Here is a 22,090-nt window from a genome sequence, read left to right as displayed (position 1 = left end):
TATGATACATATCAGGCGGTCCGTTTTCGTGAGAACTGAGTCTGGTAACCCAATTCTCTCAACAAACGGGCCGCCGCTCACGTCAACACGCCGGGCCAGTTCCCGATCGGCCACGTGAATAAGCCTCGATGGTCTGAAGTACCCCGTAGTCATCGAAATGAGCGTTACGTATGGACTTGGCCTGCAAAAAGCTGGAAAGCTCCACAGGTCCGTTTGGATCGCCGCCATAGGTTCCGACCACCAACCTCGGCGTGACACCTTTGATTACCGCAACACACCAATCCAGATCAACGTCGGCGTCAATCCATTCGTATGCGTGATTCAGGCTTGACATGACTGATCCGTTGCTACATCCACACCCCAGTACGGCTTGTCTGCGATCTGCCTCGGACCGCTGATGGCGACCAGATAATCGTCACCCTCCCCTATCCCACCGAGATCATACCCTCGACTGAGAGTGCCACCCTGACATCTATTCTCACGCGATGGCACCTCCTCAGTCCTGGCCCCAATTCCGCCTTGCCTTGTAGAAGCAAAGGGATATTCATCACATTGTTCGTTGAATTTCTTGGCGAAACTCTTTGGGCAAGCCGCGCGTCGATTGGCAACTTCACGGCTCTTGCCTTTCGTCAGAACGGCGTCTTTCCCTTCGGCCCACCATAAGCTGATGATTACCGGGTCAGAGGTGAACATGCCGGTCATGGCGCCCCTGACCTCGGAGCCACCGAAGTACACAACTGCCCCTGCCACCAGCACAAGCGGGACGAAAACTCCCGCCTTGCTCCTTGTTGCCACCGACTCCCCCCTCCGCAACGAGGTACAAACGAGGTACACAGATGTGTGCGCGTAGCGACACGACATATGCAGACGAAGTATGACAGAGGACGGCGACACGGCTAATCGATTGCGTGCTCGCGTTGTCGATGTTCGCGGTGACCGCGACGCGACTGGTCCGGGGTATAGTCCAGGACCAACGTCAGGGTGACGACCGCGCAGGCGGACGACACGGTTGACGACTCTCTCATGTGGACATTCCTCGGTTCGATACCTGTAGGAGGGATGACCGGTCCGTTGGACGCCTTCAGTGGCCACGACGGGAGACATCGAGCGACCCCGACAGTCCGTGCGGGCGCGTCCGTCCACAGTCATCCCATCGTCCACCCGATCGTCGTAACGACTCTGGGACAAGCTGCGGCAAACCGCTGACGAAACTTGGGAGGACCTGAGCTGCCGCGGCGCCTGCCGGGCGTGGTATCTGGACCGGCGGCGCGCTCTCCTTCTCGTTGTGGGTGCCAGTCCGCACTCGTAAGGAGATCCCCTCATGAACGACGTCATCGGCACCGGCAACCAGCGCCTGCTCGACCTCGTGCGCGATCGCCGCGACCTGATCCTGCGCGATCCCCAGCTCGTGTTCCCGTGGCGGCGGCCCTGCCGGATCAAGACCCTGCTGGTCACCGACGGCGGGTTGGACTTCGGCCTCGGCGACTTCGGCCTGGCGACCTTCGTGGATATCCTGCTCAACGACGGCCGCGGCTACGCCGACTTCGACCTGACCCTGGCGCACCTGCGCGGCGACGTCAGCGACGCCCAAGTCCTCGCGGGCAATTCGCGGATCACCCGCAGCATCAAGGGATTCCGCTTCGACGAGCCGGGCCACTTCACCGCCGAGATGTACGACGAGGTGTGGCTGTTCGGCATCGAGACCTTCTTCCACTCCAGCTCGTACCCCGCCCGGCTGGCCAACCCGGGCGTGTACCCGGCCCAGTCTCTCGGCAACGAGGAGTTGCGCAGGCTGAGCGCGCACATGAACAGCGGGCGCGGCATCTTCGCCACCGGCGACCACGGCAGGCTGGGCATCGGCCTGTGCGGCGCGGTGAACCGGGTGCGCAGCATGCGGTACTGGGACGACTTCATCGGCGCCTCCGGCCTCAACGAGGTCTCGATGAGCGGCACGCGGCGCAACGACTCGAACCAGGTCGGGCACGACCCGGGCAGCCAGTTCAGCGACCAGAGCGACGACATCCCGCAGCGCCTGGACCTCAAGCTCTACAGCAGTTACGCGGGACTGCTGCGCAACGCCCGCTACCCACACCCGGTGATGTGCAGCCGACTCGGGCGCATCGACGTGTTCCCCGACCACCCGCACGAGGGCGAGTGCCGCGCACCCGCGTCGCTGGGCGAGACCTACGCCCTGGACGGTTCCCGCGAGTACCCGGACGCGGTCGACGGCAGCGGGCCGGTCTCCCCCGAGGTCGTCGCGTGGGGGCGGGTCCCGGCGGGCAACACCGCGTCGTCGGGCAACGGCGCGGCCATGAAGCAGCCCACGCAGGCGCACTCGTTCGGCGTGGTGTCCACCTACGACGGTCACCGCACCGGGGTCGGCCGGGTCGTGTGCGACTCCACCTGGCACCACTTCATCAACGTCAACCTCATCGGCGTGGTCGAGGGCGGCGTCTTCGACGACTTCGCGGGCACGCCCGGCACGGACTCGTCCAAACACGACGGTTTCCTCAGCTCCGCGTCGGGCCGAGCGGCGCTGGACAAGATCAAGGAGTACTTCGTCAACGTCGGCGTGTGGATCGCGACCCCCGCGCTGCACCAGTGCTTCCACAGCAGACTGTGGTGGGAGCTGTTGTTCGCCGATCGGGTGGTCGAGGCGACGTTGCTCGACCCGAACGTTCCGGTTGGCAAGGTCTCCGTGCAGGAGCTGTTCCACATCGGCGTGCACGCCCGCGACGTCCTCGGCCGCAAGGTGGGCGCGTGCCAGACCATCGCCTGGCTCGAAGTGTGGCTCGGCGAGGTCTTCATCGAGATCATCCCGTGGATCGACCCGTGGGGTCCGCTGCGCGGCAGGCAGCGTGCCGACGACCCGCCGTTGCCGCTGATCGACCTGCAGCCCGTGCTCGACGTCGCGGTCGGCGGGGCGTTGGTCGGCCTGCGGCAGGCTATTCCGTACCCGCCGGAGGAGATGACCGACCGCGTGGAGAAGCGGCTGGTCGAGCTGGCGCGGAAGGTGGTGCGGGAGTCGGGCGGTGAGGCGCTCGGACGGGCACTGCGCGCGCTGAGCGCCGACCTGCGCTCGGTGGGCGAGCTGGTCGACCGACGGCTCGCCGTCACCACGGACGAGTGAAAAGTGGCTGCTCGGGTCGGGTCCCACTCGACTCGACCCGAGCAGCACTGTTAATGTACATGTGTCCAGAAAATAGGAGGCATGTCGTGGAGCTCGTCGCAAAGGTCTTCGTCGGGTTGGTCGTGGTGACCCACCTGTACTTCCTCGTGCTGGAGATGTTCCTGTGGAAGACGCCGTTCGGGCGCAAGACCTTCAACACCACGCCTGAGTTCGCCGAGGAGAGCGCCTCGCTCGCGGCGAACCAGGGGCTCTACAACGGCTTCCTGGCCGCGGGCCTGGTGTTCGCGCTGATCGCGGGCGGCGCCGTCACCTTCCCGGTCACCCTGTTCTTCCTGTCCTGTGTGATCGTCGCCGGGCTCTACGGCGCGGCCACCGTCAGCCCGCGCATCCTGGTCATTCAGGCGCTTCCGGCGGGGATCGCCATGGCGCTGACCCTGGCCGCTTGACCGGCGACCCGCGCATCGCGCGGACCAGGGTCAAACTGCGGGACGCGCTGCTCGGCGCGGCGGGCGAGCGCCCGCTGCCCGAGCTGAGCGTCGCGGACGTGGTGCGGCGCGCGGGGGTCGCCCGGGCCACCTTCTACCTGCACTACGACAGCCTCGACGCGCTCGTCGTGGACACGTGCGCCGACCTGGTCGGCACCGCGGTCGACGCGCTGCACGCCTTCGAGGGCATACCCGACCCGGACCGGCCGCCGCCCCAGGTGGCCGAGCTGCTCGCGCAGATCGACCGGCACGCCGGGGTGTACCGCGGGCTGCTCCAGCCCGGCGGCGGCGGCCCGCTGGGCGAGCGGCTGCACCAGGTGCTGGCCGACCGGGTGCTGGCCGAACGCGGGCTGCGCGGCAGGCACGGCCCGGGCGAGGACGTGCTGTCCGCCGCCGTGGCGGCCACCTTCACCGGTGTGCTCGCGAGCTGGCTGCACGGGCGGGTCAGTGGCACGCCCGACCAGATCGCCGAGCGGGTGTGGCGCCTGCTCGGCGCGCTGCACGTGGCCTCCCGCTGAGCCTGTCCTACTGAGGTACTTGGGTGTACTTTAGGTCGGATGATCGAGGAGCGCAGGTGATCGACGCTGATGATTGACGACGCTGATGATTGACGATGTCGTAGTGGTCGACGCGGTCGTCCACGGCTACCACTCGCCGCCCGAGAGCTTCACCCACCCGATCTCGGCGCAGGTGGCCGCGACGCTCTACGACGGTTACCACAAGGTGTTCTCCCCCAGGGGCGACCGGCGTTGGCAGCTCGACCGCGAGCGCTTCCTGCGCGCCGACGCCGACCTGCTCGGGCACGCGCTGTTCGCCGAGAGTCAGACCGATTTCGCCGTCTACCACGACATCCCGCTCTACGGCCTCTACCGCGGCGGCGCCTCTCCACTGTGGATCGGCCGCGAACTCCGCGAGCGCCACCCCGAGCGGGTCGCCCTCTTCGGCGGCATCTGGCCCGCGCACCCCGACCCGATCGGCGAGGTCGACCGGCTGATCGAGGAGGAGGGCGTCGTCGGGCTGAAGTTCTACCCCTACGACATCTACGACGGCACCGGCGTCGCCGTTCGGATGGACGACCCGGAGACGGTCTACCCGATCCTCGAACACGCGCAGCGGCGCGGCATCCGCAGTGTGGCGGTGCACAAGGCGGTCGCGATGGCGGGCTGTCCGCTGCAGCCGTTCCACCCGCGCGACCTGGAGGACGCGCTGATCGCGTTCCCCGAACTGAACTTCCAGATCGTGCACGGCGGCTTCGCCTTCCTGGAGGAGACCGCGCTGCAACTCGCCTACTACCGCAACGCGTCGGTCGTCATCGAGGGCGCGAGCGCCTACCTGGTCAACTCGCCGCTGCGGTTCGCCGAGATCCTCGCGGCGTTCCTGCGGGTGGGCGCGGCCGACCGGATCATCTGGGGCACCGGCTGCACGGGCCTGCACCCGCAGCCGTTCCTCGACGCGTTCTGGGACTTCCAGCTCCCGCAGGCGATGATCGAGGGCTACGGGCTGCCGCCGCTGACGACCGAGCTCAAGCGGGCGATCCTGGGCGGCAACATCGCCCGCATCCTCGGCCTGGACCTCGACGCCGTCCCGCGCGGGGTGAGCGCGTCCGCCGACCTCGCGCCGCCGTGGACCGGAACGGTGATTCCCGCGTGAACCCCGACCGCGTGAACCCCGACCGCGTGGACGCCGACCTGGTGGACGCCAGCCGGGTGGACGCCAGCCGGGTGGACGCCGACCGGGTGGACGCCGACCGGGTGCGGGCCGAACTCGACCGGATCGTCGACCCGTGCAGCGCCGTCGCCGGGGCGCCCGCGGGGATCGTCGCGATGGGACTGATCCGCGAGCTGTCGCTGACCGACGGGCCCGACGGGGTGGCGGTGCGGATCCGCATCGGCGTCACCGAGCCGGGCTGCCTGATGGGCGGCTCGTTCGCCGCGCAGGCCCGCGAGCGGCTCGACCGCCTCAACGGCGTGGCCTCGGTCGAGGTGGAGTTCGACCACGCCGCCGACTGGACGCCGGGAGACATGGAGCCGGGCTACCGGCGCACGCTCGACGCCACCCGCGCCGCCCGGCGCGCGGCCCTGCGGGAGCGGTTCGGCGTCCGCTGAGCACGGCTCAGCAGGCGGGCCAGCCCTCGAACACCGCCAGGTGCAGCCGCACGGCCAGGTCCTCCAGTAGCGGCAGGTCCGCGGCGCGGTCCGCACGGACCCGGGTGGCGACCAGTTCGTGCATGGCGCCGACGAGCGCGACGTAGGCGTCGTCCGGGACCGCGGGCCAGGACCGGTGGTCGCGCCGGGCGTCCTCGTGCCAGCGGCGGTTGATCTCCATGAACCGCTGGTGGGCGGCGTAGAACCGGTCGACGGCGGCGGGTCCGGCGGCGAGTCCGCCGATCAGGAAGACGTGCGCGAACTCGGGCTCGGCGGCCAGGAACCACAGGTAGGCGCGCAGTCCGGCGCGCAGCCGGGCCTGCGGGTCGGCGTGCTCGGGCAGGTCGCGGGGCGCCTGCTCGATGTGGGCGAACATCAGCTCGACGCCGACGTCGGTGGCGCTGAGGAAGCACGCCTCCTTGTCGGCGAAGTGCGTGTAGAACGCCTTGCGGGACACCCGGGCGCGGCGCACCACGTCGGCGATCATGACCGCCGCGTAGCCCTGCTCGGCGACCGACGCGATCATGGCGCGCACCAGCCGGTCGCGCTGCGCCGACCCGACGACGTCGGCGGGCAGGCTGCTGCGGCCGCGCGGCAGGCCCGGCTGGTGCTCGTGCGTGCGGGCGAGCGACCCGCGTACCTGTTCATTGCGCATTGTTTCAGGAATACCTTAGAGTACTTTTGTGCTCGACGGCGGCTGTACCGCTGTCGTCCGGCACCAGAGGTATATACCCGATCCCCGCACGGCACGCTCCGAGACGACCGGCCCGGAGCCGAAGGCCCCGCGTGGGCGGTGGAGCACCCCCCGACTCCACCGCCCGCGCGGCTGAGGGCGTTCACGGTTTACCCGCCGGCAAAAAGCCTGGACATTTCCTCAGCGCGCGACGAGCACCATGCGCGAACGGAGTCGACTTCCCCGGTGCGCGCGACCCCCGCGCACCCGGTCGCCTGCCGACGTCCGTGCCGAAAGCCCGAAAGGACCCGCGAAATGCCGACACTCCCGGACTTCCGGCTGGCCGCCCACCTGGCCCGATGGGAGTTCAGCGCCCGCCACCACCTGTCGGCGTCCGACGTCGAGCCGCTGACCATGGCCGAACTGCTCGACCTCGCCGACGACGACGGCCGGGCGCGCTGGGCGTCACTGAGCCTGGGCTACACCGAGACCGCCGGGCTCCCGGTCCTGCGCGAGGCGATCGCGGCCACCTACGACGGGGTCACCGCCGACGACATCGTGTGCTTCGCGGGCGCCGAGGAAGCCCTCTACCTGGCCATGCAGGTGCTCCTCGAACCGGGTGACCACGCCGTCGGGGTCACCCCCGACTACCAGGCCGCCGAGACCGTCCCGCTGTCAGTCTGCGCGGTCACCGGGGTCGCGCTGCGCGCCGAGCACGGCTGGGCGCTCGACGTCGACGCCGTCGAGCGAGCGCTGCGCCGCACGACGCGCCTGGTGTCGGTCAACTTCCCCAACAACCCGACCGGCGCGGTCCCCGACGAGACGACCTGGCGCAGGCTGGTGCGGCTGTGCGAGCGACGCGCCATCCACCTGGTCAGCGACGAGGTGCAGCGGGGCCTGTCCGACACCGCGCTGCCGCAGGCGGTCGATCTGGCCGACTCGGCGCTATCGGTCAACGGCCTGTCCAAGGCGTACGGTCTGCCCGGGCTGCGGATCGGCTGGATCGCCTGCCGCGACCGCGCCCTGCTGGGCATGCTGGCCCGCGCCAAGCACTACACGTCGCTGTGCAACTCGGGACCGAGCGAGGCGCTCGCGCTGATCGCGCTGCGGGCCCGCGACCGCGTCCTGGCACGCAACCGGCGGATCGTCGCGGACAACCTGCCGGTGTTCGACGCGTTCTTCGCCCGGTACCCCGACCTGTTCGAGTGGGCGCCGCCGCAGGGTGGCACCGTGTGCTTCCCCCGCTACCTCGGCCAGGACGGCGTCGAGGCGATGTGCGCCGAACTCGTGGCGCAGCAAGGGGTTCTGCTGCTGCCCGCGAGCGTGTTCCGCTCGGCGCTGACCGCGACGCCCGCCGACCGGTTCCGGCTCGGGGTGGGTCGCCGCGACCCGCGGGAGGCGCTGGACCTGTGGGCCACCTGGCTGGACAAGCGCCGCTGACACTGTCGCAGGTGGACTGACAGCCGCACCCACATAACCGGCTGCCGGAAAGTGGCGGTTGTGACCACAGTCACGGGCCTGATCGGACTCTAAGATCGACAGTACCCGGGGCGACAGGATCACTCATCCTCAGTGTGGAGGCTGTGTCATGTCTGATCACCGCGCCATCGACGCGCCCGAAAACCCTGCTGCCCCACCAGGTCGCCGGCCGATGACAGTGCTGTCCGCGATCCTGACCGTGCTCGCCGTCGTCGCGTTCGTCCTGGTGGGCACCGAACGCCCGGCCCAGGCCGCCGCCGTGCAGGAAGTGACCGGATTCGGCTCCAATCCGGGGAATCTGCAAATGTTCCGATACGTCCCGGATGGACTCCCCGCGGGCCGCCCGCTCGTCGTCGCCATGCACGGGTGCACCCAGAACGCGTCCGGGTACGGCACGAACACCGGCTGGACCCGGCTCGCCGACACCCACCGCTTCGCCGTCGTGCTCCCCCAACAGCGCTCGGCCAACAACGCCAACTCCTGCTTCAACTGGTTCGAGGCAGGCGACATCGCCCGCGGCTCCGGGGAAGCCCTGTCGATCAAGCAGATGGTCGACCGGATGAAGAGCGACTTCGGCTCGACCACGGCCTACGCCACGGGCCTGTCCGCGGGCGGCGCCATGACCTCGGTCATGCTCGCCACCTACCCCGACGTGTTCGCGGGCGGCGGCATCGTCGCGGGCATCCCCTACCGGTGCGGCGTCGGCCTGGCGGCCGCGTTCAGCTGCCTGAACCCGGGCGTCACGATGACGCCTGCGCAGTGGGGCGACAAGGTTCGGGCGGCGGCGTCCGGGCCGCGCCCGAAGGTGTCGATCTGGCATGGAACCGCGGACTCGACCGTGCGGCCGGTCAACCTGACCGAACTGGTCGACCAGTGGACCGATGTCAACGGCACCGACCAGACGCCTGAGGTCAGCGACACGGTCGCGGGCTTCCCGCACAAGGTCTACGGATCGGTGGTGGAGAGCTACGAGATCACCGGGATGAACCACGGCCAGCCGATCGACCCGGGATCCGGCTCGACCCAGTGCGGCACCCCGGTCGCCTACATCCTCGACGTCAACATCTGCGCGGCGTACCACATGGCGAGGTTCTGGGGCCTGATCGGCGGCACTCCCCCGCCCACCACCACGACCACCGCACCGACCTCGACCACCACACCGCCACCGGCCGCGTGCTTCACCACGCACAACTACGGCCAGGTCGCCGCCGGTCGGGCGCACCACTCCCTCGGCCAGACCTACGCCAACGGCTCGAACCAGGCGATGGGGCTCTACAACACCTTCACCACGCACACGCTGAAGCAGACCTCGCCGGGCTACTACGTGATCGCCGACGGCGCCTGCCCCTGACCGGGTTGCCAGGAAGTTGTCCACAGGCCGGACCCCGCTCGCGCCACGGGCGGGGTCGGGCCTCGTAAGATCGCGGGGTGCCTTCCGCCGACACCAGCACCGAACTGACCCCCGCCGCCGAAGTCCTGCGCCGGGTGTTCGGCTACGACTCGTTCCGCGGCGAGCAGGGCGAGATCATCGGCCACGTCGTCGCCGGGGGCGACGCGCTGGTGCTGATGCCCACCGGCGGCGGCAAGTCACTGTGCTACCAGATTCCCGCGCTGGTGCGCGAGGGCGTCGGCGTGGTGATCTCGCCGCTGATCGCGCTCATGCAGGACCAGGTGGACGCGCTGACCAACCTGGGCGTGCGCGCGGGCTTCCTGAACTCCACGCAGGGCTTCGACCAGCGCCGGGAGGTGGAGGAGGCGTTCCTGTCCGGCGCGCTCGACCTGCTCTACCTGGCGCCCGAGCGGCTGCGGGTCGAGTCGACGGTGCGGCTGCTGGAGCGCGGGAAGATCGCGCTGTTCGCCATCGACGAGGCGCACTGCGTGTCCCAGTGGGGCCACGACTTCCGGCCCGACTACCTGATGCTCTCGGAGCTGCACGAGCGGTGGCCCGAGGTGCCGAGGATCGCGCTCACCGCCACCGCGACCGAGGCCACCCACACCGAGATCGCGCAGCGGCTCAACCTGGCCGACGCCCGGCACTTCGTGGCCAGTTTCGACCGGCCCAACATCCAGTACCGGATCGTGTCGAAGAACAGCCCGCAGAAGCAGCTCCTCGACCTGATCGGCGCCGAGCACGCGGGCGACGCGGGCATCGTCTACTGCCTGTCCCGCGCGTCGGTGGAGAAGACCGCGGAGTTCCTGGTGGGGAACGGGATCGCGGCCGTGCCCTACCACGCGGGCCTGGACTCGCGGACCCGCGCGCGCAACCAGTCGCGGTTCCTGCGCGAGGACGGGCTGATCGTGGTCGCCACGATCGCGTTCGGCATGGGCATCGACAAGCCCGACGTGCGGTTCGTCGCGCATCTCGACCTGCCGAAGTCCGTCGAGGGCTACTACCAGGAAACGGGCCGCGCCGGGCGCGACGGGCTGCCGTCGACCGCGTGGCTCGCCTACGGCCTCCAGGACGTCGTGCAGCAGCGCAAGATGATCGACACCTCCGAGGGCGACGACGCGCACCGGCGCAGGCTCGGCGCGCACCTCGACGCGATGCTCGCGCTGTGCGAGACGGTCCAGTGCCGCCGGGTGCAGTTGCTCAACTACTTCGGCCAGCGCGGCGAGCCGTGCGGCAACTGCGACACCTGCCTGAGCCCGCCGGAGTCGTGGGACGGCACGGTCCCGGCGCAGAAGCTGCTGTCGACGGTGTTCCGGCTCGACCGCGAGCGGGGCCAGCGGTTCGGTGCGGGCCAGGTGATCGACATCCTGCTGGGCAAGCAGACGGAGAAGGTCACCCAGCACCGGCACGACGCGCTGAGCGTGTTCGGCATCGGCACCGAGCTCAAGGACACCGAGTGGCGCGGCGTGGTGCGCCAACTCCTCGCCCAGGGCCTGCTCGCCGTCGAGGGCGACTACGGCACCCTCGCCCTGACCGAGGCGAGCGCCGAGGTGCTGGGCAAGACCCGCGAGGTGATGCTGCGCCGCGAGCCCGAGCGCGCCGCCCGACCGGCCAAGACCCGCCGCGCCGCCGCGGTCGCCGTAGAGCTGCCCGCGGCCGCCGCGCCCGTGTTCGACCGGCTGCGCGCCTGGCGGGGCGCGACGGCGAAGGAGCAGGGCGTCCCCGCCTACGTCGTCTTCCATGACGCCACGCTGCGCCAGATCGCCGCCGAGTCGCCGTCGACACTGGCCGAGCTGGGCACGATCAGCGGGATCGGCGAGAACAAGCTAGCGCGCTACGGCCAACAGGTTCTCGACGCGCTCGCCGAGACCGGCTGACCTTCCACCCGTCCCGGACAGGGGTCTTTTGTGATCAAACGCTGGGCCGTCGCGTCCGCCACGCTCGCGCCGGTCGCGCTGATCGGCGGCTGGACCGTCGCGGCTGCCCGCCGCCCCGACGAGTTCGACCAGGTGCGGGACACCATCAGCGCGCTGGCCGCCATCGGCGCCCACGAGCGGTGGGTGATGACCGCGGGCATCGCGGTGACCGGCGTCTGCCACCTGGTGACGGCCGCGGGCCTCACCGGCGCCCGACCGGCGGGCCGGGTCCTGCTCGCCGCGGGCGGCGTGGCAAGTGTGCTGGTCGCGGCCCTGCCGCTGCCGGTCGCGGGCCACGCGCCCGCCGCCGGCGTGGCGTTCGGGGCGCTGTCGGCGTGGCCGCTGTTCGCGCGGACACCGGGGTCGCGCGCGGCCGGGGTGGTGCTGCTGGCCGCGCTGGCGGGCTTCGGGGTGACGCTGTCCCAGGACGCCTACGTCGGCCTGGCGGAGCGCGTGCTGGCGGGCGCCCAGGTTCTCTGGCCCGCCGCCACCGCCTGGTACCTGGTTCGCGACCGGTAACCGCTCAGGAGAGCCAGGCCGGCGTGGGCGCGTCGTGCTCCTCGCACCACTGCAGGGAGCCCGCGGTCCACAGCAGGGCCAGTTCCAGCACGTCCACCGGGTCGAACCGAAGGTCGTCGAGTACCGCGAGGTCGAGCTGGAAGCCGGTGTCCTGCGGCCTGCCGTTCAGTTCGGCGAGCAGCGCGCGGACCAGCCCGCGGACCGGCGGGTCGAGCCGGTCGACGTCGACCGGCTCCCCGGCGTCGTCACGCAGGTCGAGGGCGAACGCGCGGTCCGGGAGCGGGCGGGCGGTGGCGCGGTGCAACATCATCGACGCGGTCGCGCCGACGAGTTCGCCCAGTACCGCGCGCAGCCGGGCGCGCTGCTCGGGCACGGCCAGCACCTCCAGCGACAGGTACTCGCCGCCAGGGTCGGGCTCGCCGCCGCGGGCGACCGCGACCAGCCGCCGCGCCAACCCGCGGGAATGCTCGGTCATCTGCGAGTCCTCCTGGTCCGAGTCGCTTTCCCAGGACGTACCCGCTCTCGGCCGCGGTGAAGCGCTCAGCCGCGGGCGAAGTGCGCCCGGATCGCGGTCCCGTGCTCGTCGCACTGGCTGGTGACGAGGTCGGCGAGGCTGTTGACGAGCTGCAGGCCCCGCCCGTGCGGCTGGTAGGGGGACGCGGGCCAGAGCCCGGCGAGCGGGTCGGGGAAGCGGCCCTCGTCGAAGACCTCGCAGACGAACTCGGTCCCGGAGGTCCATGTGCGCAGCCGGGCGCGGCCCGCGCCGTGCTCGATGCTGTTGGTGACCAGCTCGCTCACGACCAGCGCGATGTCGGCGAGCCGGTCGTCGCCGAAGCCGAGCCTGCGCGCGTGGCCGGTGGCCATCCGGCGGGCGGCGGACAGCTCACCCGCGCCGACATGCCAGATCAGGGCGTCGTCGGGGGGCGGCAGCGCGGTGTTGTAGGCGTCGAGAACGGTCTGCGGCGCGTAGCCCGCGCTGGGCCTGCGCTCGCCGCGCTCCAGCAGCGCCGGATGGGTGACGGCGGCGTCGGCCAGCTCGACCGGACTCAGCTCCTGCGCGTCGTACGGGCACAGCACCCGCACCGCGCGGCCCGCCAGCACCCGGTTGGCCAGCGCCTCGTGCCGCACGCACGACCGGTACTCGGCAGCGGGACGACCGGGCCAAACCACCTCGGTGACCACCCGCGCCGGACCGCCGAACAGCGGGTGCAGCACGGCGGGCACGATCCGGCCGGGGTTGCGGCCGACCTCCCCGACGTCGAGCCAGCGGACCCGGTCGGCCAGCCCGCCCGCCGCGCACTCCGCGCGCAGCAGGCCGAGATTCGCGGTGGGCGCGGCGACGGTGACCGGCACGCCCGCGGCCACCCCGTCGCGGACGAACGGCACCACGGCGGCGAGATACTCGACGACCCCGCGGTAGAGCACGGCGGTGTGCCGGTCCTCGACCGTCATGATCGACTCAGGACCGACGCGTCGCCCATCCACACCCCCTAGATCGCATCCCAATCTACGCGGGACAGGCCGAGGCGGCCGATCGTCCAGCCGAGACGGACCCAGCACTGTGCCCAGGCACACCGCGAACCCCACCTCGGTGTCACCTGGTCACAGAGATCGCGCGACACGACTACGCATCGTTGAATCAGGTCCGCGAGCGCGCTTACAGTCGCCTCGTCATAGCTTCGAGGAGGCCGCCATGACCCCGTTCGGCGTAACCACCCGCCGTGCGTCCGGCCGTCCGCGCACTGGGCCATCCGCCCGCGCGCGCCGGTACGTCGTGCCGCCAGCACTCCCGACCTCGCCGCCGTGTCGTCCCTCCACCCTGCCCACGCCCAGTCCCGAGCGGGCGTCGGGGTCACGTTGAAAGGGTTTCCATGGCCAGTCCCACCACACCGTCCGAGCAGGCGGGCGACGAGCCCGTCGACCGTCCCGAGCAGGACCAGGAGCGCGGCGGCCTCGGCAGGCGCCGGTTCCTGACCTACCTGGTCGCCGCGCCGACGCTGACCGTCGCCACCAAGCTCACGATCGACGCGGTCGCGCCCGGCAGCGCCGAGGCCGTCATCCCGACGCTGCCCGCCCCGGCGGACCTCCTCGACCTGGGCGACGCGCTGATCCTCGCGGGCCTGCCCACCTCCGGCATGCTGACGCTGACGGTCGGCGCGGACGGGAAGGCCACGCTGAAGCTGCCCCGGTCGGAGGTCGGCCAGGGCATCACCACGGCCACCGCGATGCTGGTGGCCGAGGAGCTGGACCTGCCGCTGTCGATGGTGCGCGTCGAGCTCGACGACGCCCGCCCGGAGTTGCTGTTCAACCAGCTCACCGGCGGCTCCAACACGATCCGCTCCGTCTACGGCCCGATCCGGCAGACCGCGGCCTCGGCCAGGGCGCGCATGGTGGCCGCCGCGGCGAAGCATTGGAACACCTCGACCTCGGGTCTGCGCACCCGCGATGGCGCGGTCGTGGCGCCGGACGGGCGCACCGCGGGCTACGGCTCGCTGACCGCCGCCGCGGCCCGGTCCGACCTGAGGGTCGGCTCGGCCAAGCCCAAGGCGGTCGCGCAGTTCAGCGTGATCGGCACGGCGACGCCGCGCCAGGACGCGCGCGCGATGGTCACCGGGCAGCAGCGCTACACCCTGGATCTGGACGTGCCGGGCGCGCTGCCCGCGATGGTGCGCAGGCCGCCGACGATCAACGGCACCGTCCGCTCGGTGGACAACGAGGCCGCGGTCCGCGCCATGCCCGGTGTGGTGGACATCGCGGTGATCCAGACCGGTGTCGCGGTGCTGGCCGAGACGTTCGGGCAGGCGCAGGACGCCAAGGAGGCGCTGCGGGTCACCTGGAACAAGGGCACCGTCGACGGCGAGTCCGACGCGACGATCAAGCAGAAGCTGCGCGGCGCCGCGCTGCCGTTCCTGGTGCCGCCACTGCTGACCCAGCACGTCGACGCCGAGTTCGACTTCGCCTTCGTCAGCCACGCGCCGCTGGAGACCAACTCGGCGATCGCCGACGTGCGGGCCGACCGAGCCGAGATCTGGGCCGGGCTCAAGTCGCCGATCGTGGCGCAGCAGACCATCGCCGCGGAGCTGGGCCTGCCGCAGAACCAGGTCAAGGTGCACGTGGTGCAGGGCGGCGGGTCGTTCGGCCGCAGGCTGTTCTTCGACTCGGCGCTGGAGGCGGCGCGGATCTCGAAGAAGATGGGCCGCCCGGTCAAACTGCTGTGGACCCGCGTCGACGACATGCGCCACGGCCGGGCGCGCGCGGCGTCGCACCACAAGATCCGGGCGACCTTCGCGCTGGGCCAGGTGCTCACCTTCGAGCACCGCGTGGCCAGCGTGGAGACCGACTTCCGGCACGGCCTCGGCGAGATCCTGACCGCGGTGGCGGCGAGCCTGCCCGTGGGCGGCAACCTGAGCTTCGCGCAGACGGTGTTCCTCACCACGATCAAGTCGCCGTACAACTTCGGCATCACCACGCAGCTCCTCAACGAGGTGCCGCTGCGGATGCACACCGCGAGCTGGCGGTCGGTGTACTCGGCGTCGACCCGCGGCGCCGAGGAGATCTTCGTCGACGAACTGGCGCGCAAGCTGGGCAAGGACCCGGTGGCATTCCGCCGGGAGTTCCTCAAGTCCGACCGGCAGCGCGCGGTGCTGAACAAGGTCGCGGCCGAGGGCCAGTGGGGCAAGGTCATGCCCGCCGGGTTCGCCCAGGGCGTCGGCGTGCACGACGAGTACAAGTCCTGCACGGCGTGCCTGGTCGAGATCGACGCCCGTGACCCGAAGAACCCGCGGGTGGTCAAGGCCGTCATCGCGGGCGACTACGGGCTGCCGATCAACCCGAAGGGCCTGGAGGCGCAGTTGCTCGGCGGGCTCACCGACGCCATCTCCACCACGCTGCGCGCCGGGCTGCACATCGACCGGGGCCTGCCGCTGGAGGGCAGCTACTCGCACTTCCACTACGCCAGGCAGAAGGACTCGCCGCCGGAGGTGAAGATCTTCATCATGCCCCCGACGACCGGGGAGCCGGGTGGTGCGGGCGAGCTGGGTGTGCCCGCCGCGGTGGGCGCGATCGCCAACGCCTACGCCCGCGCGACCGGCATCAAGCCGCGCAGCTTCCCGATCAACTTCCCGGTCGACTTCGAGCCTTTCCCCCGCTGACGGAGAGCTGTAAAAGGAGAACCACCCATGCCCAACTACACCTTCTCCGTCAACGGGGAGACGGTCACCGTCGACGCCCCCGCCGACCTGCCCACGCTGTGGGCGCTGCGGGACAAGCTCGGCGTCAAGGGCCCGAAGTACGGCTGCGGCATCGACGTGTGCAAGGCGTGCACCAGCCACCTCGACGGGCAGGCGTTCAACCCGTGCGTCACCCCCGTGGCCGACGTCGCGGGCAAGGACGTCACCACGATCGAGGGCCTCGCCGACGGCGACGTGCTGCACCCGGTGCAGCAGGCGTGGCTGGAACAGGACGTCGCGCAGTGCGGCTACTGCCAGCCCGGCCAGATCATGGCGGCGGTGGCGCTGCTGCGGCGCACCACCAACCCGACCGACGCCGACATCGACGCGATCGAGAACGTCTGCCGCTGCGGCACGTACTTCCGCGTCCGCAAGGCGATCAAGCGGGCGGCCGAGCTGATGCGCGGCTGACGGTCACCGGTCTCGGGCGGCCTGCGCACACCGCGCGGGCCGCCTGAGACGGCCGTCTCCTACCCGGGCGTCGGGGCGGGATGGGAGGATCGGCGGCGTGGGCACCTTATTGGCGATCAGCGATCTGCACATCTCCTACGACGACAACCGCCAGGTCGTACGCGACCTGCGCCCAGGGTCCGACGACGACTGGCTGATCGTCGCGGGCGATGTGGCGGAGAAGTTCGAGGAGATCGAGTGGGCGCTGCGGCTGCTCGCCGACCGGTTCGCGAAGGTCGTGTGGACCCCCGGCAACCACGAGCTGTGGACGGTGCCGACCGACGCCGTGCAGTTGCGCGGCGTCCCCCGGTACGACGCGCTGGTCGAGCTGTGCCGTCGTCTCGGGGTGTTGACCCCGGAGGACCCGTACCCGGTGTGGGAGGGCGAGGGCGGCCCGGTGCGGATCGCGCCGCTGTTCCTGGGTTACGACTACACGTTCCGCCCGGCGGGCTGTGACACCAAAGAGCAGTCCCTGGCCTACGCCCACGAAACCGGCGTCGTCTGCACCGACGAGTACTACCTGCACCCCGACCCCCACCCGACCCGCGAAGACTGGTGTCGGGCCAGGGTCGTGGACACCGAGGCCCGGCTGTCCGCGTGCGACCACTCGGTCCCGTTCGTGCTGGTCAACCACTATCCCCTGGTCCGCGAACCGACGCGGGTGTTGCACTACCCGGAGTTCGCCCAGTGGTGCGGCACGGAGTTGACGGCCGACTGGCACCGCCGCTTCCCCACCGCCGCGATGATCTACGGCCACCTGCACATCCCCCGCATCACCCACTACGACGGGGTGCTGTTCCAGGAGGTCTCCCTCGGCTACCCCCGCGAGTGGCGGCGGCACGGCAACCCACACGGAATCCTGCGCCAGATCCTCCCCGCCCCGTCCCGGGTGTAGATGTGGCCGCTATCACGCCAGGGTTATGGCCTGCTGGGATAAGCCAACGCGGGTTTAGTCGCTCATTCTGGTGAATACCAGTCGACGGCCGGGTAACCGAGCCATGGAAGGCACACCGCCCGCCGACCTTCGAAAGGCGGCTCGGCATGACAGCGGCGGAGATGTCCGACCTGCACGAGAGCGCACACGCTGCGCATTCGTTCGAGGTCTCGGATTACCGAAGCACCCTCGGATGGCCCGTGGACGGTGATGCCCTGGGCGCGTACCTCGACGTGGGCGACCACATCGGAGCGCTGCGCATGCGCGCGGGCCTGGGCGCCGAAGTCCAGTGGTGGCTGCGGCTGCGCATGCTGGCAGGCCCGGTCCTGGCCACCCCAGCCAAACGCACCGACTGGACGTTCCTCACCCAGCCCATCACCGAGGAACAGCTCAGCAGGCCCCTCCCCCCAGGAGTCGAGCCGGTACGGGCCCGGGTCCTGTTGCCCACCAGCACAACGGATCGCACCGTCGCCTTCTGGGCAACCTCCCCCGACCAGCACAACCCGAACCTCCCGCTGTTCAGCTCGGTGATTGGCGCCGTCCGCAGCGTCCTCTACGGCCACCGCTTCTGACCTCGCTTTCCCCGCAGGTAACGTGGCCTGACGATGGATCAGGTTCGCTCACCGTGCCATCTCGCATAGTTCACCCGTACTCCCCACCCTCCGCCCCGTAAGTCCCCTGTCGACTCTTCGGCCGATTCACCGCTTCCAGTAGCACTGCCGACCGTGCCCATTCGACCTCCGACAGCTCCAATCCCGTGATCTTTCCCAGGTACCTGCGGGCCGCGCGTTGCATCTCGTCCACCGACGGCCCCTGACCCCAAATGCAGGTTTGCTTCTTGCTCACCCGGTTGTGCCGAAACAGCACCACGACCCCGCAGTCCATGCTCAGCAGAATCGCCAACCGCCGCAACGCACTGTTCCGCGCGGTCATCGCCGACGCCGTCACGACCGCACCCCGACCCGCAGCCGAGCGACCCACCAGGACACCAGTCGGGCGACGAACACACCAGCCGCCGACACCACCAGGGCGGCGATCACCGCTGCTCCCGGTCCTTGCGCGCGCCCCACCACACCAGCCCGCCGTACAGCAACACCACCGGCACCACGAACAGCACCACCATCTGCCAGACATCGCCGGTCGCCATCACGGCGTCCACAACGACGACGCCCGGATCACCAACGACGGCGCACCCGGCTCACCAGGTGCGGGCAACCCCACCAGTTCCCGGACGACCTCCACCAGATCGGCGCCGTCCCTGAACCAGACCATCCCACCGCCGTACTCGTCAGCCACCAGCCGGGCGGCCAGCACATGGCGACGGTCGAAGACGAACACCGCATCGGTGTACTGCTCCCGGCTGTAACTGGCGGCAATCCCGATCACGTCGTCATTGTCACGCAGGAGATGAAAGCTCCACCCCGCTTCCCGGATGGCGACCAATTCGGCCAACTCCGCGAACCGACCACAGGCATCGGCCTCAGAAATGGGCTGATGGCTCACGGACCAACCAACCCGACACCGGCCCCCGCAACCACAGCCTCGTCATTGTCCCGCAAGACTTTGGCCTCCGCCAAAGCACGCGTGGCCAACCCAACAAAACGAGCCAGGCCGTCTTCGTTGAACGCCAACTCGAAACTGTTCGACCGATCCCCGAACACGAAATCAATGTGCTCCTGCTCAGGCATCACATACCTGATCTCGCAGTCCCGACCAATGGTCACCCATGCGCCAACCCTGAGTGCTGTCCGCACCGCTATCCGCCTCCCAAGCTCCGGTAGTTGCCTCTGGACGACACCCAGCGCCGCGAGCCGACGCACGGTCATAAGGAAGACCGCCAGGGAAAGCAACTGCGTTCTCCCGACGCCGGGTGCCAGGTCGGAACGCTACGGACAACGGAAGGTGACGACTTGTACAAAATGTGTGACCACCGATCCGCTACGCTTGACCTGTCGCCGCAGGTCGAACGGGTGAGGCATTGGACAGCGCGCCACAGCAGATCGGCCAGAGGGTTCGGTACTGGCGGGAACGCCGGAACCTGACTCGCCAGCGGTTTGCCGACATGGTTAGCCGATCAACGTCGTGGCTGGACAAGATCGAGTCCGGCGAACGAGAGCTGGCGCGTCTGCCCATGATCGAGCGGGTGGCCGCCGCCCTTGGCCTCGACCCGGTCGTGCTGACCGATGCCAACTACGCCCAGCGCGCCGAACAGTGTGTGGATGCCTCCGAAGTCCAAGCTATTCGAGCGGCCTTGGCCGCCTACCCCGGCCTGGCCGTTGACGACACCTGGTCACTTGCGCGGGCTACCCGCAGTGTCGCTCGCGCCATGACCAGCACACACCAGCAATCCCAAGCCGCGCACACGCTGCTGGCGATGGCTGACCGAATGCGCGCCGAAACAGAGACGAACGCGACCGAACTCCTATCACTCTACGGCATGCTGTATCTAGCCGGCTCGATCACTGCGGCCGGCCAAGAAGACAGCGTTTTGGCGCGGGAAATGCACGACGAAGCCATGTTGGCCGCACACAAGTTCGAGCCGCACTACAACACGCACCACACGTTCTTTGGAATGATCAATACGCTCATCCACCGGGTATCCGCGTTGGTGCGATTGCATGAAAGCGGGCGGGCATTAGCGTTTGCCGCCACCATTGACCCGGTTGCGGTCATGTCCTTGTCTGCGGAACGGCAGTCGAACTTCTTGCTTGACCTCACCGAAGCGCACGCCAATGTCGGCAATTACCGTCAGGCTGTCGCGTTGCTTGGACAGGCTGAACAAATCGCACCGGAAGAAGTACGCTGCCGCCCCTTGGCGCATGGGTTGCTCCGCTCACTGTTGCACAACACGAGCGGTGAGCCAGCCAAGTTGGTCAAGCAAATGGCCAGGCGGGCGGGCGTGGAGGCGTGACCAAGCCGGTGTTGTACTTGATGGTCTGCGGCGCGGGTCCGGCTGGCCACAGTGCGCGCATGGTCGAGTTGGCGCAGGCCGATGGGTGGGAAGTGTGGTGCCTGGCCACGCCTGCGGCCATCGAGCACTTCCTTGACCTCGGCGAGCTGGAAGCGCTGACCGGCCATCCGGTTCGTACCGGCCACCAGCGCGCTGGGCAACCGGCCTTGCCGAAAGCCACGGCTGTCATTGTCGCCCCGGCCACTTACAACACCATCAACAAGTGGGCGGCCGGTATCGCGGATACCTACGTGCTCACCCAACTCGCCGAACTGACCGGCCTCGGCCTCCCCATTGCCGTGCTGCCGTTCGTGAACACCGCGCTTGCCGCCAACCGGGTCTTCCAGCGGAGCGTGGCCGAACTACGGGAATCGGGAGTTTCGGTGCTCTTCGGCAGTGGCGGGTTTGTGCCGCATCCGCCGCGCACAGGTGGACGGGCGATGGATTCGTACCCGTGGCATTCGGCGCTTGAGGCGGTGAAGCGGGCCAATTCAGGGTAGGCGCGATCCGCTCAATTCGAGGTTTCGCACCCCTCCGTCCCGTCCCTCCCCTGACCGCGAGCCATGGCAATCACGGAGAGTTGCAACCGGACTCAACGGCCTTCGTTGCGAAAGGTGAGGGGCGTGAGCACAATCGGGGAGCGCCGCCGTATCCTGCGCCTATGAGCGAACAACCTGTCACGGTGTCCGCCGACGACCTCCACGCGGCCAGTCGGCAGGCCGCCACCTGGGACGACGCCATCCGCCGTGCCGAGCACGGCGAGACCGTAGCGGTCATCGCCCACGGCGAGCATGTCGCCGATGTCGTGCCCTCCGGCGAGCTGCGTCGACTCCGCGAGACCATCGAAGTCCTCTCCGACACCGACGCCATGCGCGACCTCGCTGACACCGAGCCCGCAGTGCGCGGCATCGACGCCATCCGCGCACTGGTAGCCGAACGCGCAGCCCGCGTGACCGACGAATAGCCCTACTCAATCGACCTCACCAGCACCGCCCGCCGCGCACTGGCAGAACACCTGCCCTTGGACGTCGCGATGGGCGTCACTGACTTCCTCCGGTCACGATACGCAAGACGCCCGAACTAGTAAGGCTTCCGTTGACCTCGAACTTGCGACTGGTCATTCTGAAATGCTTGCCCCTGTAATCGTGCACAGCCGGTACAGGTATCCGTTCGGGACGTCTCCCGTGCCGGGCGGGTAGCGTCCACCGCGTGTTCTCGAACCGGAAGTGGTGTGTCAGCTCGGCGGCCTTGCTGCTCGTGATGGTGGTCGGCTGCTCGTCGTCCGATGATGTGTCCGCACCGGGGCCGTCGTCTTCTGTCACGTCCAGCGGTCAGCCGAGTGCCGCCCTGGCGGGCAAGTGGGCGTTTGCTCGTCAACTCGCCAACACGACTGACAGCAGCTATTACCTGGAGATCAAAGCGACGGGAGAGGTGGCAGCGCGCGGCAGCCTTCGCGCGTATCTCCTTGAACCGTACACCGACGGCTGCGTCGGGAAGGTCGGCGAACCCGATCAGGCGGGGCGGGCCGAGTTACTGATCAGTTGCCACGGCCTGAATCGCTACTTCCCGACCGGCCCCACGCCCCGGGACTACAAAGCCTGGGCGGAGATCCAGAACGACAATGAAATGAACGACAGCATCTGCGAATCGCTGGAGATGAACCCGGACAGAGGTGTGCTCATCCTCTCCTATCCCGACCGGACAGACCTCCTCTGTCGACGGGATGGGTAGGACCCGCCCCGTCATGTCTCGGCCCGGTCCCACCGACCTATGCGCGCCCCCCACGAGATG

Annotated in this window: 23 protein-coding genes; 17 read left to right on the top strand and 6 right to left on the bottom strand. The window is 69.4% G+C overall.

All coding sequences use genetic code 11. From position 1 onward, the window contains the following. Window positions 1-321: 321 nt before the first annotated feature. On the bottom strand, window positions 322-702 hold the full coding sequence (locus tag ACT4N7_RS16860; RefSeq protein ID WP_444829691.1) for a NucA/NucB deoxyribonuclease domain-containing protein: 381 nt from the start codon (window positions 700-702) through the stop codon (window positions 322-324). Window positions 703-1,321: 619 nt separating this feature from the next. On the opposite strand from ACT4N7_RS16860, the gene ACT4N7_RS16855 reads away from it, so the two are divergent. The 5 genes from ACT4N7_RS16855 to ACT4N7_RS16835 all read left to right on the top strand — a co-directional run bounded on the left by ACT4N7_RS16855 (window position 1,322) and on the right by ACT4N7_RS16835 (window position 5,720). Continuing rightward, a complete protein-coding gene (locus ACT4N7_RS16855; protein WP_444829690.1) occupies window positions 1,322-3,130 on the top strand; it encodes a hypothetical protein in 1,809 nt (602 codons plus the stop codon). An 86-nt stretch (window positions 3,131-3,216) separates the two neighbouring features. Continuing rightward, complete coding sequence (locus ACT4N7_RS16850; protein WP_444829689.1) at window positions 3,217-3,576, top strand: DUF1304 domain-containing protein; 360 nt, start codon at window positions 3,217-3,219, stop codon at window positions 3,574-3,576. Continuing rightward, on the top strand, window positions 3,573-4,133 hold the full coding sequence (locus tag ACT4N7_RS16845; protein ID WP_444829688.1) for a TetR/AcrR family transcriptional regulator: 561 nt from the start codon (window positions 3,573-3,575) through the stop codon (window positions 4,131-4,133). The genes ACT4N7_RS16850 and ACT4N7_RS16845 overlap by 4 nt, the downstream gene beginning before the upstream one ends. 85 nt (window positions 4,134-4,218) lie before the next feature. Further along, the gene (locus ACT4N7_RS16840; RefSeq protein ID WP_444829687.1) at window positions 4,219-5,265 is read left to right on the top strand and encodes an amidohydrolase family protein; all 1,047 of its coding nucleotides are present in this window, start codon (window positions 4,219-4,221) and stop codon (window positions 5,263-5,265) included. Continuing rightward, window positions 5,262-5,720, top strand: coding sequence for a metal-sulfur cluster assembly factor (locus ACT4N7_RS16835; RefSeq protein WP_444829686.1), 459 nt, complete (start codon window positions 5,262-5,264; stop codon window positions 5,718-5,720). Before ACT4N7_RS16840 ends, ACT4N7_RS16835 begins: the two co-directional genes overlap by 4 nt. A 7-nt stretch (window positions 5,721-5,727) precedes the next feature. On the opposite strand, the gene ACT4N7_RS16830 is transcribed toward ACT4N7_RS16835, so the two are convergent. Beyond that, entirely contained in the window at window positions 5,728-6,414 is a 687-nt protein-coding gene (locus ACT4N7_RS16830; protein WP_444829685.1) for a TetR/AcrR family transcriptional regulator, read from the bottom strand. Between the two features lie 333 nt (window positions 6,415-6,747). Between ACT4N7_RS16830 and ACT4N7_RS16825 the strand changes: the two genes are divergently transcribed. The 4 genes from ACT4N7_RS16825 (at window position 6,748) to ACT4N7_RS16810 (ending at window position 11,736) form a co-directional block, all read left to right on the top strand. Further along, the gene (locus tag ACT4N7_RS16825; protein WP_444829684.1) at window positions 6,748-7,872 is read left to right on the top strand and encodes an aminotransferase class I/II-fold pyridoxal phosphate-dependent enzyme; all 1,125 of its coding nucleotides are present in this window, start codon (window positions 6,748-6,750) and stop codon (window positions 7,870-7,872) included. Between the two features lie 211 nt (window positions 7,873-8,083). Beyond that, window positions 8,084-9,262 (top strand): extracellular catalytic domain type 1 short-chain-length polyhydroxyalkanoate depolymerase, encoded by a 1,179-nt coding sequence (locus ACT4N7_RS16820; protein ID WP_444829683.1) that lies wholly within the window; start codon window positions 8,084-8,086, stop codon window positions 9,260-9,262. A gap of 77 nt (window positions 9,263-9,339) precedes the next feature. Next, a complete protein-coding gene (gene recQ / locus ACT4N7_RS16815) occupies window positions 9,340-11,178 on the top strand; it encodes a DNA helicase RecQ (protein ID WP_444829682.1) in 1,839 nt (612 codons plus the stop codon). A 30-nt stretch (window positions 11,179-11,208) separates the two neighbouring features. After that, the gene (locus ACT4N7_RS16810; protein ID WP_444829681.1) at window positions 11,209-11,736 is read left to right on the top strand and encodes a DUF998 domain-containing protein; all 528 of its coding nucleotides are present in this window, start codon (window positions 11,209-11,211) and stop codon (window positions 11,734-11,736) included. Between the two features lie 4 nt (window positions 11,737-11,740). Here the strand turns inward: ACT4N7_RS16810 and ACT4N7_RS16805 are convergent, their stop codons facing one another. Both ACT4N7_RS16805 and ACT4N7_RS16800 read right to left on the bottom strand, forming a co-directional pair. Beyond that, entirely contained in the window at window positions 11,741-12,211 is a 471-nt protein-coding gene (locus ACT4N7_RS16805; protein WP_444829680.1) for a hypothetical protein, read from the bottom strand. Between the two features lie 65 nt (window positions 12,212-12,276). Further along, window positions 12,277-13,188, bottom strand: a complete 912-nt coding sequence (locus tag ACT4N7_RS16800; protein WP_444829679.1) for an anti-sigma factor RsbA family regulatory protein — start codon at window positions 13,186-13,188, stop codon at window positions 12,277-12,279. A gap of 419 nt (window positions 13,189-13,607) precedes the next feature. On the opposite strand from ACT4N7_RS16800, the gene ACT4N7_RS16795 reads away from it, so the two are divergent. From ACT4N7_RS16795 to ACT4N7_RS16780, 4 genes are all read left to right on the top strand, one after another. Then, on the top strand, window positions 13,608-15,887 hold the full coding sequence (locus ACT4N7_RS16795; protein ID WP_444829678.1) for a molybdopterin cofactor-binding domain-containing protein: 2,280 nt from the start codon (window positions 13,608-13,610) through the stop codon (window positions 15,885-15,887). A gap of 27 nt (window positions 15,888-15,914) precedes the next feature. Continuing rightward, on the top strand, window positions 15,915-16,376 hold the full coding sequence (locus ACT4N7_RS16790) for a (2Fe-2S)-binding protein (RefSeq protein ID WP_444829677.1): 462 nt from the start codon (window positions 15,915-15,917) through the stop codon (window positions 16,374-16,376). A gap of 97 nt (window positions 16,377-16,473) precedes the next feature. Next, window positions 16,474-17,310 carry a metallophosphoesterase family protein gene (locus ACT4N7_RS16785; protein ID WP_444829676.1) on the top strand — a complete coding sequence of 279 codons (837 nt, stop codon included), beginning with the start codon at window positions 16,474-16,476 and terminating at the stop codon, window positions 17,308-17,310. Window positions 17,311-17,549: 239 nt separating this feature from the next. Then, window positions 17,550-17,921: a hypothetical protein gene (locus ACT4N7_RS16780; protein ID WP_444829675.1), complete on the top strand. Its 372-nt coding sequence runs from the start codon at window positions 17,550-17,552 to the stop codon at window positions 17,919-17,921. Between the two features lie 574 nt (window positions 17,922-18,495). Here the strand turns inward: ACT4N7_RS16780 and ACT4N7_RS16775 are convergent. After that, window positions 18,496-18,852, bottom strand: a complete 357-nt coding sequence (locus ACT4N7_RS16775) for a hypothetical protein (RefSeq protein ID WP_444829674.1) — start codon at window positions 18,850-18,852, stop codon at window positions 18,496-18,498. Then, window positions 18,849-19,037: a hypothetical protein gene (locus tag ACT4N7_RS16770; RefSeq protein WP_444829673.1), complete on the bottom strand. Its 189-nt coding sequence runs from the start codon at window positions 19,035-19,037 to the stop codon at window positions 18,849-18,851. Before ACT4N7_RS16770 ends, ACT4N7_RS16775 begins: the two co-directional genes overlap by 4 nt. A gap of 290 nt (window positions 19,038-19,327) precedes the next feature. Here ACT4N7_RS16770 and ACT4N7_RS16765 point away from each other — a divergent pair, with 290 nt between their 5' ends. The 4 genes from ACT4N7_RS16765 (at window position 19,328) to ACT4N7_RS16750 (ending at window position 22,030) form a co-directional block, all read left to right on the top strand. Next, window positions 19,328-20,260 (top strand): helix-turn-helix domain-containing protein, encoded by a 933-nt coding sequence (locus ACT4N7_RS16765; protein ID WP_444829672.1) that lies wholly within the window; start codon window positions 19,328-19,330, stop codon window positions 20,258-20,260. Beyond that, window positions 20,257-20,799: a flavoprotein gene (locus tag ACT4N7_RS16760; RefSeq protein WP_444829671.1), complete on the top strand. Its 543-nt coding sequence runs from the start codon at window positions 20,257-20,259 to the stop codon at window positions 20,797-20,799. Before ACT4N7_RS16765 ends, ACT4N7_RS16760 begins: the two co-directional genes overlap by 4 nt. 161 nt (window positions 20,800-20,960) lie before the next feature. Beyond that, a complete protein-coding gene (locus tag ACT4N7_RS16755; RefSeq protein WP_444829670.1) occupies window positions 20,961-21,263 on the top strand; it encodes a hypothetical protein in 303 nt (100 codons plus the stop codon). 245 nt (window positions 21,264-21,508) lie between these two features. Next, window positions 21,509-22,030, top strand: a complete 522-nt coding sequence (locus ACT4N7_RS16750) for a hypothetical protein (protein ID WP_444829669.1) — start codon at window positions 21,509-21,511, stop codon at window positions 22,028-22,030. The last annotated feature ends 60 nt before the right edge of the window (window positions 22,031-22,090 follow it).

The sequence above is a fragment of the Actinokineospora sp. genome, from assembly GCF_052390155.1.
Lineage (GTDB): Bacteria > Actinomycetota > Actinomycetes > Mycobacteriales > Pseudonocardiaceae > Actinokineospora.
The sequence above is the reverse complement of the archived record's forward strand: the minus strand, read 5'-3'. Positions and strand labels throughout refer to the sequence as shown.